Annotated in this window: 10 protein-coding genes; 8 read left to right on the forward strand and 2 right to left on the reverse strand. The window is 65.7% G+C overall.

Annotation, left to right across the window (positions count from 1 at the left end; genetic code table 11):
- Positions 1-142: 142 nt before the first annotated feature.
- From AC0L30_RS25695 to AC0L30_RS25720, 6 genes are all read left to right on the forward strand, one after another.
- Entirely contained in the window at positions 143-1651 is a 1509-nt protein-coding gene (locus AC0L30_RS25695; RefSeq protein WP_473405536.1) for a caspase family protein, read from the forward strand.
- A gap of 145 nt (positions 1652-1796) precedes the next feature.
- A complete protein-coding gene (locus AC0L30_RS25700) occupies positions 1797-2468 on the forward strand; it encodes an OmpA family protein (protein ID WP_007599036.1) in 672 nt (223 codons plus the stop codon).
- 158 nt (positions 2469-2626) lie between these two features.
- Positions 2627-3556: an efflux RND transporter periplasmic adaptor subunit gene (locus AC0L30_RS25705; RefSeq protein WP_007599035.1), complete on the forward strand. Its 930-nt coding sequence runs from the start codon at positions 2627-2629 to the stop codon at positions 3554-3556.
- Positions 3556-6705: an efflux RND transporter permease subunit gene (locus tag AC0L30_RS25710; RefSeq protein WP_219683364.1), complete on the forward strand. Its 3150-nt coding sequence runs from the start codon at positions 3556-3558 to the stop codon at positions 6703-6705. Before AC0L30_RS25705 ends, AC0L30_RS25710 begins: the two co-directional genes overlap by 1 nt.
- A 56-nt stretch (positions 6706-6761) precedes the next feature.
- Positions 6762-7049: a hypothetical protein gene (locus AC0L30_RS25715; protein WP_219683390.1), complete on the forward strand. Its 288-nt coding sequence runs from the start codon at positions 6762-6764 to the stop codon at positions 7047-7049.
- On the forward strand, positions 6986-7330 hold the full coding sequence (locus AC0L30_RS25720) for a type II toxin-antitoxin system RelE/ParE family toxin (RefSeq protein ID WP_473405537.1): 345 nt from the start codon (positions 6986-6988) through the stop codon (positions 7328-7330). The genes AC0L30_RS25715 and AC0L30_RS25720 overlap by 64 nt, the downstream gene beginning before the upstream one ends.
- A 5-nt stretch (positions 7331-7335) precedes the next feature.
- On the opposite strand, the gene AC0L30_RS25725 is transcribed toward AC0L30_RS25720, so the two are convergent.
- Entirely contained in the window at positions 7336-8010 is a 675-nt protein-coding gene (locus AC0L30_RS25725; RefSeq protein ID WP_007599026.1) for a Crp/Fnr family transcriptional regulator, read from the reverse strand.
- Positions 8011-8245: 235 nt separating this feature from the next.
- Between AC0L30_RS25725 and AC0L30_RS25730 the strand changes: the two genes are divergently transcribed.
- Together AC0L30_RS25730 and AC0L30_RS25735 are read left to right on the forward strand one after the other, a co-directional pair.
- Positions 8246-10324: an AsmA family protein gene (locus AC0L30_RS25730; protein WP_473405538.1), complete on the forward strand. Its 2079-nt coding sequence runs from the start codon at positions 8246-8248 to the stop codon at positions 10322-10324.
- 286 nt (positions 10325-10610) lie between these two features.
- Entirely contained in the window at positions 10611-13058 is a 2448-nt protein-coding gene (locus tag AC0L30_RS25735; protein WP_473405539.1) for an adenylate/guanylate cyclase domain-containing protein, read from the forward strand.
- Positions 13059-13160: 102 nt separating this feature from the next.
- Here the strand turns inward: AC0L30_RS25735 and AC0L30_RS25740 are convergent, their stop codons facing one another.
- Entirely contained in the window at positions 13161-14444 is a 1284-nt protein-coding gene (locus tag AC0L30_RS25740) for a Spy/CpxP family protein refolding chaperone (protein ID WP_473405540.1), read from the reverse strand.
- Positions 14445-14623 lie beyond the last annotated feature (179 nt).

Here is a 14623-nt window from a genome sequence, read left to right on the forward strand (position 1 = left end):
TCGCGGTCAATTGTCGCGATAGCGCCGAATCCGCAAGCGGTTGACGCCCCCCCTTCCCCGGTTTGATAATGCACATTGCGTAAGTTAAGGTCGCCGCGGCGCAAGCTGGAAACGGCGCCTTTTTGGCTGGATCGCGCTAATTATGAAAATTCGCCTGCTTTTCGTTCTGTCCTTGCTCGTGTCGCTCGTCCCGACCGCTCCGTCACTTGCGGCCGGCGATCGATTTGCGCTGGTCATCGGCAATGCCAAATATCCGGACGCGGACGCTCCCCTGAAGGAACCGCTCAACGACGCGCGCGACGTCGCAGACGAGCTCAAGCGCGACGGCTTTTCCGTCGAGATCGGTGAGAACCTGACCGGCGACGGCATGCGCCGCGCCTTCGACAAGCTCTACGGCAAGATCAAGCCGGGGTCTGTGGCACTGGTGTTCTTCAGCGGCTTCGGCATCCAGTCCGCGCGGCAGAGCTATTTGCTGCCGATCGATGCGCAGATCTGGACCGAATCCGATGTGCGCCGCGACGGCATCAGCCTCGAAACCGTGCTCGGCGAGCTCAACACCCGCGGCGCCGGCGTCAAGATCGCGCTGGTCGACGCCTCCAGGCGCAACCCGTTCGAGCGCCGGTTCCGCAGCTTCTCGGCCGGCCTCACCCCCGTCATCGCGCCGAACGGCACGCTGGTGATGTATTCGGCGGCGCTGGCGTCAGTAGTCTCGGACGCCGGCGGCGAGCACAGCCTGTTCGTCCAGGAACTCCTCAAGGAAATCCGCGTCCCCGACCTGATGGCCGAGGAGACGCTGAACCGCACCAAGATGGGCGTCACCCGCGCCTCCCGCGGCGAGCAGGTGCCGTGGATATCCTCTTCATTGGCCGAGGATTTCTCGTTCATTCCAGGGGCTGGCGGGTCGCGCCCGACAATGACCCCGCCACCCCCGCCTCCCGCGCCGCCGGTCGTCGCCAATAACCCGCCGCCGGCTCCGCCCGCACCATCGCCTGTGCCGCCGAAACCGGCCGACACAGTCGCAGCACCGGCTCCGTCACCGAAGCCGCAGGTCGAGGCTGCCTTGCCTCCTGCACCGCCGCCGCCTCCGCCCGTGATTCCGGCCGACCCCGTCACCGCTCCGAGCATGGAGAGCGGGCCGAGTGCGGCCGTCCTGGCCGAGGACCCCACCATCAAGGGGCTGACCGCCAAGATCGCGGCCAATCCGGACGACGTGAACGCGCTTTACCGGCGCGGCCAGGTCTATGCCAGCAAGGGCGCCTACAGCTTGGCCATCAAGGATTTTGACGAGACGCTCCGGATCAACCCGAAGGACGTCGAGGCGCTGAACAATCGCTGCTGGACCCGCACCGTGGTCGGCGACCTCCAGGGCGCGCTGAAGGATTGCAACGAGGCCCTGCGGCTGCGGCCGAACTTCGTCGACGCGCTGGACAGCCGGGGGCTCGTCAATCTGAAATCGGGGGCGGTCAAGAACGCCATCGCCGATTTCGAGGCAGCCCTGAGGATCAATCCGCGCCTGACCTCCTCGCTGTTCGGACGCGGGATCGCCAAGCAGCGCAACGGCTCGGCCCAGGAAGGTGCACTCGACATCGCCAATGCCAAGGCGATGGACCCGAACATTGTTCAGGAATTCGCAAGCTACGGAGTGCGTTGATATTTTTTTGAATCGAGGCCGGTGTGCCTCGAACCCGCGGCGGCCCCGCGAAGACTAATCGAACGGATGCCGCAGGCCGTCCCTTCGGGGGCTTATTGCAGGGATTTTGGAACGACGCGAGCTGGCTGCGCAGGAGGGACTGGCTATGAGATTGGCTGCAAAGGGACTTACCGCAATCCTGTCCATCATCACCGTTGGCGCCGCGCTGTCGCTGACGATCCCGCCGGCATTCGCGGGCGACGACGGCAACAGCAAGAACGTCACCGAGGACGAGATCGTCCGCGCGCTGGCGCCGCCGCCGAAGAAGCCGCTGACCCGCGGCCTCTCGATCGCTCCGCAGGCCGATCCCGCACCGAGTGCGACGGAGACCAAGCTGATCCAGTCCGTGCGCGGCCGCTCGACAAGGTCGCTTTCATCGACCGAGCGTGAAGAAATCGCGTCGGCGGCCAAGGACAAGCCGAACATCGATCTCGAAATCACGTTCGACTACAACTCGGCCAATATCAGCGCCAAATCGCTTGCCTCGGTCCAGGCGCTCGGCCGCGCGCTGACCAGCCCCGACCTGAAGGGCTCGACCTTCGTGGTCGCCGGACATACTGACGCCGCCGGCGGCGAGAGCTATAATCAGGATCTGTCGGAGCGCCGCGCGGATTCGATCAAGCGCTATTTGGTCGACAAATACAGCATCTCCGCGACCGACCTCGTCACGGTCGGCTATGGCAAGAGCAAGCTGAAGGACCCGGCCCAGCCGATGGCGGAGGTCAACCGTCGCGTGCAGGTCGTCAACATGGAAAACAAGACCACCGCATCGAAGTGAGCACGACGTAATCCTTTGAAGTGACAAGTCGTGATGTGGTGTAAAGTCTCGCTTCCAGCACGCGTCCCGCAGGCTTGCGGGACGCTGCTTTATTTCAGGGAAACGCTCACCATGGGCCGCGCGCGGACGGCCGCGAGCCAGGCCAGGACGATCCGGCAATGAACCTCTCCGAATATCTCAAGCCGGCCGGAACGGTGGTCTTCGTCGTCGTGCTCGGCGTCGGCTATTATCTGTTCGAGCATCGGCACCGCGCCGAGCCCAAGGAAACGCCGAGCGAGGCGCTGGTCATCGTGACCAAGTCGACCAATGCCTGCTTCTCCGACCTGGTCCGGGTGACCGGCTTCTTCGTGCCGCGCCGCGAAGCCGTGGTCGTCGCCGACCAGGAGGGATCCAGGGTCACCGACCTCTTCGTCACCGAGGGCACCCTCGTCACCGACAATCAGGAGCTGGCGCGCCTGACCGCACCGCCCCAGATCCCGGGCCAGCCGCAGCGGCCCGGCCCGCAAGGACCGGTCTCGCTGAAAGCCCCTGCGCCGGGCCTCGTCACCGAGGTCCGCACCATCGTCGGCGCACCGGCCTCGCCACAGGCCGGCCCGATGTTCCGTATCGCCGTCAACAACGAGATCGAGCTGGACGCGCAGGTCCCGGCGGTGCACATGGCCAAGCTCAGCTCCGGCGCGACCGTGCGCATCAGCCGCGACGACGCGCCCGATCTGATCGGGCGGGTCAGGCTGGTCGCGCCCGAAATCGATCGCGCCACCCAGCTCGGCCGCGTGCGCATCAGCGTCACCAACAATCCCTCGCTGAAAGTCGGCGTGTTCGCCCGCGCCTCGATCGACGCCAAGCGAAGCTGCGGCGTCGCGGTTCCCAAGACCGCGATCGACCATCTCACCGTGCAGGTCGTCAAGAGCAACATTGTCGAGACGCGCAAGGTACGGGTCGGGCTGTCATCGGACAGCGCGACGGAAATCCTGGAAGGCCTCAACGTCGGCGAGATCGTCGTCGCCGACGCCGGCTCTTCGCTGCATGACGGCGACCAGATCAAGACCATGTTCGCCGATGAACTCGATCGCACGCGGGTACGCTGATGGCTCTCAATATCTCGGCATGGTCGATCCGCAATCCGCTGCCATCGGTGGTTTTTTCCATCATCCTCCTGATCCTCGGCTGGGTGTCCTTCACCAAGCTCGCAGTGACGCGGCTACCCTCGGCCGACATTCCCGTGATTTCGGTCGCGGTATCGCAATTCGGCGCGGCACCCGCCGAGCTCGAATCCCAGGTCACCAAGACGGTTGAAGACGCCGTCTCCGGTGTCGAAGGCGTCAGGCACATCACCTCGCAGATCACCGACGGCCTGTCGGTGACGACGATCCAGTTCGCGCTGGAGACCAACACCGACCGCGCGCTCAACGACGTCAAGGACGCGGTGACGCGCGTGCGCTCCAACCTGCCGCAGAACGTCACCGAGCCGCTGATCCAGCGCGTCGACGTCATCGGCCTGCCGATCGTCACCTACGCCGCGATCTCGCCCGGCAAGACGCCGGAGCAGCTCTCCTATTTCGTCGACGACGTGGTCAAGCGCGCGCTGCAGGGCGTGCGCGGCGTCGCCCAGGTCGAGCGCATCGGCGGTGTCGAGCGCGAGATCCTGGTCTCGCTCGATCCCGACCGCCTGCAGTCGATGGGGCTGACGGCCGTCAATGTCAGCCAGAGCCTGCGCGGTACCAATGTCGACGTCGCCGGCGGTCGCGCCGAGATCGGCAAGAACGACCAGGCGATCCGCACCCTCGCCGGCGCCAAGACGCTGAGCGACCTCGCCGGCACCATGATTCCGCTGTTCGGCGGCGGCGAGGTCCGGCTCGACGATCTCGGCACCGTCACCGACACCATCGCCGACCGCCGTACCTTCGCCCGCTTCAACGGCGAGCCCATCGTCGCGCTCGGCATCAAACGCTCCAAGGGTGCCAGCGACGTGAAGGTCGCCGAGGCCGTGCAGAAGCGCATCGACACGCTCAAGGCCACCTATCCCGACGTCGACCTGAAGGTGATCGACACCTCGGTCGAATATACCAACGGCAATTACCACGCGGCGATCTCGACCCTGTTCGAGGGCGCCATCCTCGCCGTCGTCATCGTGCTGTTGTTCCTGCGCGACCTGCGCGCTACCATCATCGCCGCGATCTCGCTGCCGTTGTCGATCTTCCCGGCATTCTGGGCGATGGACCTGCTCGGCTTCTCGCTCAACCTCGTCAGCTTCCTCGCCATCACGTTGTCGACGGGTATTCTGGTCGACGACGCCATTGTCGAGATCGAGAACATCGTCAGGCACATGAACATGGGCAAGTCGCCCTATCGTGCCGCCCTGGAAGCCGCCGACGAGATCGGCCTCGCGGTGATCGCGATCTCGCTGACGATCATCGCGATCTTCGCACCCGCGAGCTTCATGTCGGGCATCGCCGGACAGTTCTTCAAGCAGTTCGGCATCACCGTCTCGGTGCAGGTGTTTTTCTCGCTGCTCGCGGCGCGCTTCGTCACGCCGGTGCTCGCCGCCTACTTCCTCAAACATGGCAATCACGAAGAGCCGCCGCCCGGCCGCGTGCTGCGCTCCTATCACAGGATCGTGGGCTGGTCGGTGAAGCACTATTTCATCACGGTGCTGGCCGGCTTCGGCGTCTTCGCCGCCTCGATCTGGAGCATCACGCTGCTGCCGCAGGGTTTCCTGCCGGCGCAGGACAGCTCGCGCTCGCTGGTTGCCCTCGAGCTGCCGCCGGGCACGCAGCTCGCTTACACCGAAAAAGTCACCGAAGACATCGTGGCGCGCCTGCGCAAGCGCCCTGAGGTGAAGAGCATCTTCGTCGATGGCGGCCGCGTTCCACCAGGGACCCAGGAAGTCCGGCGCGCCGCCTTGATCATCAACTACACGCCCAAGGACAGCCGCGATATCACGCAGCGCGAGCTCGAATTCTCGATCAGCCAGGAACTGGAGAACATTCCGGACATCCGCTTCTGGTTCCTCGACGAGAACGGCCTGCGCGCCATCTCGCTGGTCGTGACCGGCGCAGACGCCAACATCGTCAACAACGTCGCCAGCGAACTCGCGACGCAGATGAAGCGGATTCCCACCATCTCCAACGTGATCTCGGAAACCACGCTGGAGCGGCCCGAGCTGCGCGTCGAACCGCGCGCCGATCTCGCCGCAAGGCTCGGCGTGTCGACCGAAAGCCTGTCGCAGACCATCCGCGTCGCCACCATCGGCGACGTCGGCCCCGCACTCGCCAAGTTCGACGTTGGCGACCGTCTGGTACCGATCCGCGTGCAGCTCGAGGATGCCGCGCGCGGCAATCTGAAGACGCTCGAACAGTTGCGCGTCCCGCTCGGCGAGCACGGCGAGAAGGGCGGCGTGCCGCTCTCCGTCATCGCCGACGTCAAGCTCGACCAGGGTCCGACCAGCATCAACCGTTACGATCGCGAGCGACAGGCGACCGTCGCGGCCGATCTCGTCGGCTCCGCCGCGCTGGGCGACGCCACCAAGAAGATCTACGACTTGCCGGTCATGAAGAGCCGGCCGAAGGGCGTGAAGGTCTCCCCCTCCGGCGACGCCGAAAGCCTGAACGAACTATCCGAAGGCTTTGCCACCGCGATCACGGCGGGCCTGATGATGGTCTACGCCGTGCTGGTGCTGCTGTTCGGCACCTTCCTGCAGCCGATCACCATTCTGTTCTCGCTGCCGCTCTCGATCGGCGGCGCGATCGCGGCCCTGCTGATCACCGGCAAGCAGCTCACGACACCGGTGTGGATCGGCATCCTAATGCTGATGGGCATCGTCACCAAGAATGCGATCATGCTGGTGGAATTCGCCATCGAGTCCATTCACGCCGGCACACCGCGCGAAGAAGCCATGATCGACGCAGGCATGAAACGCGCACGCCCGATCGTGATGACCACGATCGCGATGGCCGCGGGCATGATGCCAAGCGCGCTCGCGGTCGGCGCGGGCGGCGAATTCCGCTCGCCGATGGCGCTCGCGGTGATCGGCGGCCTGATCTTCTCGACCATCCTGTCACTGGTGTTCGTGCCCGCGATGTTCATGGTGATGGACGATCTCGGCGCCCTGATCTGGCGCTTCGCCAAGCGGCTGGTCGTGCACAGCGAAGATGCGGAGGGCGCCGGTCATCACGGAGCGGCGCCGGCCGACGCCATGCCGGGGCCGAAGAACATCGTGCACCCTGCGGCGGAGTAGCTATTGGCCCCAGATCTCGGGCTCGACATCGGTAAGTGAAGTGCTATCTTTCGGGAATGAACCTCATAAGCCGAACGCTTGAGATCGACGCCGACACTGATGCCCGTCTCCGGGAGATCGCGTCCGAGCGGGGAAAGGACATCGCAACGGTTCTCGCAGAGGCCGTCGCATTGCTCGATTCAGTGATCGACGTTTCCAGTCCAGATCTCGCAGAGGACCGCAGTCGTTACGACGACTTCAAGCGCACCGGCCTGGCTGTCCCACTCGACGACGTTAAAGCGTGGGTGGCAAGCTGGGATTCGGCAGACGAGCTGCCCAGTCCCCAGCCGCGCAAGGTGAAATGATCCACCTTTCGCCAGCCGCGGTCGAAGACATCGAGCGGCTGCGAACTTTCCTCGATACTGTTAATCCTGGCGCCGCGAAACGCGCCTTGGCCTCGATCTGGAAGGCAATCGATCGGCTGCCGGAATTGCCGGCGCTGGGCAAACCGACTGAGGATGCCGTCATCCGCCAAATCATCGTCCGCTTCGGCTCGTCAGCTTACATCGTGCGATATGTCATCGCTCCCGAGACAGGCGATATTCTCATTACGAGAATCTGGCATGGCCGTGAGGCACGGACCTGACGCCCCTACTCGTTCCGCGCGATCGCCGTCAGCTTGGTCATGTTCCGCAGCAGGATGCGGCCGCGCTGGAGATCGAGGATCGCTTCCTTGCGCCATGCCTGAAGCTGGCGGTTGACGCTCTCGCGGGCGGCGCCGACGAAGACGCCGAGTTGCTCCTGCGAGATGTGCACCTCCGAGCCGAAATCGGCGGCGAGCGCGCAGAGGCGCCGCGCGAGGCGAACCGGCAGCGGCTGGAGCATGGACTCTTCCATGCGCTCGCTCTGCCAGCGGATGCGCTGGCACAGCAGCGCGATGATCTTGATCCCGACTTTCGGCTCGCGTTCGAGGAAAGCCAGAAAGTCTTCGCGCCGCAGCACGAACAACTCGCTGGCTTCGCCCGCGGTGGCGTCCGCAGTGCGGCTCTGGCCGTCCAGCACCGCAACCTCTCCGAACAGGTCGCCCGGCCCCATGAAGTTCAGCGTCAGGCGGCTGCCGTCGGAGGCGCCGGTCTCGATACGGACCTGGCCTCGGCGCACGCCGAACAGCGCATCGCCCGCGTCGCCCTTCTGGAACAGCACCTCGCCGTTCCCCAGATGCTGGGTGTGGCAGAGATTCGCCAGCCGCTGGAGCTCGTCTGCGCCGAGATCGGCGAACATCGCATTCATCTTGAGGATGACCGCAAATTCGGCCTGCTTGCTCATTTCAATGTCCTTGTGAATTTCGTTGGCAAATCGCTTGGAACCATCAACATCAGGATCGCGTAAAACCGCGCCGGGGAAGTGTGCCATAAGTCACATAACTTTGCAGCACCCCCAGACTATTTTTCCGTGCTTGGAGCCGCTTCCCGTCCCGGGATAAACTCAGGCGCAAAGGACGCGCGCAAATGACGGTCATCTGCCGGATTCGACGCCGATCGTCCGCCGCTGGAAAGTCGACATGAGAGCAGTGAAATTCGCCGGCGCGGCGGTGGCCGCCGTCGTCATCGTGATCGCACTCCTGCTGGTGGTCGGGATCCCCTCGGGCTTCCTGACGTCGACGATTGCCTCGCGTGTTGAGAGCGCGACCGGCTATCGCCTGTCGATCGACGGCACGACCAGAATCAGCCTGTGGCCGACGCTGAACGTAACGCTGAACGACCTCACGCTTGCCGACCCCAAGGACCGCAGCGGCATCACGCGCCTGACCATCGACAGCGTGCAGGCCGACATGTCGCTCTCGAGCGTCTGGTCGGGCCGCCCGAAGATCAGCGAACTCGTCGTCACCCATCCCGTGCTCTACCAGCCGCTGCTGCGTGAACGCCTGCCGAATGCCGGCGGCACGTCGAAGCCGGTCGCGCTCGATACCGACGGCGCCGCCATCGACCGCGTCAAGGTCACCGATGGCGAGATCGCATTCGCGCGCATGCGCGATCGTGTCGAGAGCCGCATCAGCGCCGTCAATGCCGATGCCATCGTCGGTCGCGACCGCAAGGTCAACATCACCGGCACCGCACGGGTCGGCGAGCATCCGACCAAGTTCGACATCAAGGCAACCACGCCGGCGCCGCCGGCCGACCGGCCGACCATTCCGGTGGATTTCGCCATCGACATGCCGGACGTGCTGAAGTCCCGGCTCGCAGGTCATGCCGAGATGCGGCTGAGCGGCGACGTCGTGATGATCAACGGCGTGAGCGGCACGCTCGGCGACGGCGCGTTCAACGGCTGGGCCTCGGTCGATATCGCGAGCAAGCCTCTGGTCAAGCTCGATCTCGACTTCCAGCGGCTCGCGATCCCGCTGGCGAAATCGCCGGAAGGCGCGTCCGGCCAGCCCTGGAGCGATGCGCCGATCGATGTGTCCGCGCTCAACTATGTCGATGCGCAAATCAGGATCTCCGCGCATGAGGCGGTGATCGGCGAGGCACGCCTCGCGCCGCTGGCGGTCGATGCAAAACTCGCCGGCGGCGTGCTGAAGGCCGGCACCGCCAATCTCGGCGCCTATGGCGGCCAGGTCACGGGCGAATTGATCCTGGATGCCACCAGCGGCGCGCCGAGCTTTGCCATGCATTCCGACCTCGCCGGCGTGCGCGCGCTGCCGCTGCTGCAGGGCCTCGCCGAATTCGACCGGATCGACGGCAAGCTGCAGGCCAAGCTCGCGCTGCGCAGCGCCGGCACCAGCCAGCGCGCGCTGATGGCGAACATGCAAGGCACGGCCTTCGTCAATTTCCAGGACGGCGCCATTCGCGGCATCAACGTCGCACAGATGATCCGCTCGCTGACATCGGGCACGCTGTCCGGCTGGCAGGAAAACGGAGACAGCAGTCGGGAGCAGAGCACGGATTTGTCGCAGCTCTCGGCGTCGTTCCGGATCGACAAGGGCCAGGCGGTGACCACCGATCTCAACCTGACCGGACCGCTGGTCCGCGTGACCGGCGCCGGCACGATCGCACTCGACACCAAGATGATGGGCTTCCGCGTCGAGCCGAAGCTGGTGATGACGACCGAAGGCCAGGGTCGCGCCGCCGAGCCGGTCGGCTTCGGCATTCCCGTGATGATCCAGGGCACCTGGTCGCAGCCACGGATCTATCCTGACATGGCCGGCATGCTGGACAATCCGGATGCCGCCTATGCCAAGCTGCGCGAGATGGGCAAGGGGCTGTTCGGCGCTGATGGGGCCGGACTCGGCAATATTTTGGGCAGCCTTGGCCTCGGGGGAGCCACCGCGCCGGGTGGCGGCAATTTGACCGGCAATGCCAATCCGCAAACCCAGCAGCCCGGACAGAACAACCCGCTCGGCGGCCCCTTGGGCGAGGCGATCGGCAATCTGATCCAGCAGGGGCTTTCCGGTGGCGCGGGAAACGGCACGGCGCCTGGGACTGGCACCGGCACTGGCACCGGCCGCAGCCGCAGCCTGCCTGCGGCGCCATCCCCATTGACGCCGCAAGCCTCGCCGGCGTCCCCCGCCCTGGAGGACCCGCCGGCGGCGCAGCAGGACAGCCAGCCGATGAACGACGTGCTGCGACAGCTCTTTAATCGATGATTGCAGGACCAAAGCGCTGGACTCCCAGCCCTCCCTTGCCAAGCCCATCCCCTTACATCGGCTTGCCCGGCAGCGGCTTCCTCCAAACGGACGAGACTGCGACAATTCACCATGCTTGCGCCTGCCCAGCGTCCAAGGCGGATAACCAAGACGGGTAACCACGCCGGCTGCTCGGCCGGCCCTTGACCAGTCCCTTCACAGTCCCCTGGACCAAATTGTGCTAGAAGACTCGCAGGGTCCGTGCGGCCCGTAGCGCCGGCGCCGATGGCGGCGCGAGAGGATCGGGATGGCAGGAGCGAACGACAAGACACGGTTTCTGCGCGAGGGTCTGTTCGCCAAATACGTCGTCTCTCTTGTCGGCCTCGTCGTGTTCGTGCTCGCCGTCAACGGCGCGATGGAGAGCTGGATCTCCTACCGCGCCACCAAGACACAGCTGACCGACGGTCTCGAGGACAAGGCGCAGGCAGCCGCCCGGCGGATCGAGCAGTCGATCTCCGAGCTCGAGCGCCAGATCAGCTGGGTGACCCGGGCGAGCCAGGACACGCTCGAGAAGCGCCGCGCCGACTATGCCCAGCTGCTGCACCAGGTCTCGGTCGTCACTCAGCTGTTCCAGCTCAACGGCGACGGCCGCGAGGTGCTCCGCGTCTCGCGCCAGTCGACCACGACCGGCAGCAATGCCGACCTCTCCCGCGACATGCGCTTCACCGACACCGTCGCCCGCGGCGTCAGCTACGCACCGGCCTGGTTCTCCGACCGGACACCGTTCATGTCGATCTCGGTGGCGCATTCCGGTTTCAACGCCGGCGTCACCGTGGCCGAGCTCGATCTCAGCTTTCTCTCCGAGTACCTCTCCGACGCCCAGGTCGGCAAGGCCGCCTTCGCCTATGTGGTCGATCCGCGCGGCCGCGTGCTGGCGACGTCCTCGAAAGGGCCCGAAGTCGGCAAGGACCTGTCGAAGCTGCCGCAGGTTGCGGCTGCGGTTGCGCCCGGCCACGCGCCCGACAATTCGGGCACCGACTTCAACGGCCATGCGGTGATGAGCGCCGCGAGCACCGTGCCGAAGCTCGGCTGGAGCGTGATGTTCGAGCAGCCGACTACGCAAGCCTTGATGCCGATCCGCGACCAGCTGGTGCGCATTGCGCTGCTGATCGGCATGGGCCTGCTGGTCGCAATCCTTGCCGGCACGCTTCTGGCGCGCCGCATGATCATTCCGATCACGGCGCTGCGCGACGGCGCGCATAAGCTCGGTGAGGGCGATTTCAGCCATCGCATCGAGGTGCACACCGCGGACGAGCTGGAAGATCTCGCCGGCCAGTTCAACCGCATGGCCAGCCAGATCCAGGAAACCTATTCGGATCTGGAGACCAAGGTCGAGGAGCGCACCCGCGATCTCGCGCAGTCGATCAACGAGCTCAAGGTGCTGGAAGAGGTCGGCCGCGCGGTCGCCGCCTCGCTCGATCTCAACGCCGTGCTGCCGACGATCGCCGCGCGCGCGATCGAGATCACCCATGCCGACGCAGTGCTGATCTACGGCTATGACGCGCAGGCGCGCCGCTTCAATCTGGTCGAGGCCAACGGCATCGACAAATCCGCCGACGGCGCCCATGTCACGATTGATGAGAGCCAGGATATCCTGAGCGATGCGGCCGGCAGCGGCGAACCGATCGCGATTTCAGATCTCGACCAGGCCTCCGAGCAGCCGCTGCGCGACGTCGCGATCGAAGCCGGCTTCCATTCGGTGCTGGTGGTGCCGCTAGTCGACCAGCAGGGCACGCTCGGCTCGCTGGTGGTGCTGCGCCGAGCCAGCGGCGAGTTCGCCCCAAGCATCATCGGCCTGATGCGCACCTTCGCCAACCAGGCCGTGCTGGCGATGCGCAATGCGCGGCTGTTCACCGAGGTCGACCACAAGGGCCGTGAGCTCGCGGCTGCGCACGAAACCGTGCAGCAGCAGGCCGCCAAGCTCCAGGAGCAGACCGAGCAGCTGCGCAACTGGAACCGCTCGCTGGAAGAGCGGGTCGAGAAACAACTCGGCGAGATCGGCCGCATTAAGCGGCTCGAACGTTTCCTCGCGCCGCAAGTGGCGCAACTGATCGCCTCGTCCGACGGCCACGATGCGCTGCTCGACAGCCACCGCCGCGAGGTCACCGTCGTGTTCTGTGATTTGCGCGGCTTCACCTCGTTCACGGAGGCGACCGAGCCGGAAGAGGCGATGAACGTGCTGCGCGAATATCACGCCGCGCTCGGCGAGCTGATCCACCGCTATGAAGGCACGCTCGACCGCTTTGCCGGCGACGGCGTCATGATCCTGTTCAACGCGCCCATCCAGTTCGCCGATCATACCAAGCGCGCGGTGAAGATGGCCGTCGAGATGCGCGACACGATCGGCGCCCTGACCGAGAAATGGAAGAACCGCGGCCACTCGCTCGGATTCGGCGTCGGCGTCGCCATGGGCTACGCCACGCTCGGCCAGATCGGCTTCGAGCAGCGGCTCGAATATGCCGCGATCGGGAGCGTCACCAATCTCTCCTCCCGCCTCTGCGACGAAGCCAAGGCCGGCCAGGTCGTCGTCAGCCGCCGCGTCTACGGCATGGTCGAGCCCTGGGTCGAAGCCCGCGCGCTCGACGATCTCGTGCTCAAGGGTTTTAACCACCCCGTGCTCGCGATGGAGATTCTGTCGTGGCGCGAGGAGGTCGAGAACGTGGTGGACGCCGCCGCGGCAAGGCGGCGCGGCTAGCCAAAACAAAAAACTGCGAAAACAACCCCATGCACAGTAGCCGGGGCCTGCAAGATCAATGGCTTACGCGGGCACGGAATTGGGTGGAAGCGGTGCGGGTGATCACGCCCCGCGCTTCGGCCCCATCGCCTCGAACCCGGCCTTCTGCTCGTCGCTCAGGTCCGCCTCGAAATCATCGAGCGCGTCACTGACGCCGTTCACCGCCTGCAGCATGGTCTCCAGCCGCGCCTTCGCGGCGATGAGGCGGGCCTGTGGTGTCGGTCCGGCCTGTGACGGACAGGCGCTGAGCGTTTCCATGGTGCGCAGCGTGGTGTCCTGGAGCACGTCGAGGCGGGCGCGGCCGGTGTCGTCGAGCTTGAGCGTGGAGGCGATCTCGGCCGCGGGCCATTGCTGCTGCACGAGCTGCTCGTATTGGCGCTGCAGTTTCTCGTCGTAGCGGGGATCGCTGTCCGCCTGGCAGGCCGATGCCGCCTGGGGATTCTTTTGCTGGACCGCTGCAAGCGCGGCGCGGCGGTCCTTGGCCAGGCCATCGAGCTTGGCCTTCTGGTCGTCATCGAGGAGATCGACGAATTTGGCGAGCGAAGGTGCGACGCCGTCCGTTGCCTTGATCATGGCCTCGATGCGCTCGCGCATCAGGCCGAGGCGCTCCATCGCCGTCGCAGGGACCTGCGTTGGACAGGCGGCGCGGATGGTGTCGCGCGCGGCTGCCCACGCGGTGGCGAGCTCGTCGAGCGCTGTGCGCTGCAATTCGTTCGGCTGCACGGCAGCGGCGATGCGTTCGACCGGCAGGCCGCCGGTGTCGCTGGCATCGCAGACGGCCTCCGCAGTCGGGACTCGCCGGCCGCGACGGCCTTGCGGCGTGGTGTAGGCCGCAAGCTCGGTGGCCGCATAGGGCGCGAAGATCGCGGCATAGATGTCGCCATAGCCATAGAGCGAGAGGCTGGTCGCATCGCCGAGGATGATTGCGGTGGTGAGGTCGTCATGCGCGAACGGCCAGAACACCGGGCCGACCCAGCCGTAGCTGCCGTCGGGATGGCGCCACCAGCCCTGCGGACGGCGGCCGCCGCGCCAGCCCGACAGCGCAGCTTGCGCCGTCATCGCGGCACGGAGGACGTAAGGATTGGCAGGCTGGCCGCGCTCTGCGCCGCGAGGATCTTGCGACCTCAACGCTGCGGAGCGGTATCGGCTGCCCCGCACCGCCATGCGGGTATGGCGCAAGCGAGACATGCCGATCATGTGGCCGACGGCAAAGCGCGCGACACCGAGCGGGCCGCCGCGGAAGCCGAACTGCGCCTCGGCGCGGCTTGGCAGCAGCACCGCCAGAATCACGAGGGTTGCGCCCGTTAGCGCCATCCCCAGCCTGGGCCGCAAGCGTGATCTCGACATGACCACTAACCTGTCCACCTTGGCCCTCCTCCGGCGCCAAGCGCGCATCGCGTCGCATCCCAATGACGCGCGAGGGAACCAAATGTTCCGGAAGCGCACAGGGCAAAGCGTCGCGGTATTTGCTTAGGACGTCTCGGCGGCGCCTGAGCGAGCGCCTCGTTCTTCGAGACGACCGCTTC

The organism is Bradyrhizobium sp. MI1.11, assembly GCF_055811255.1.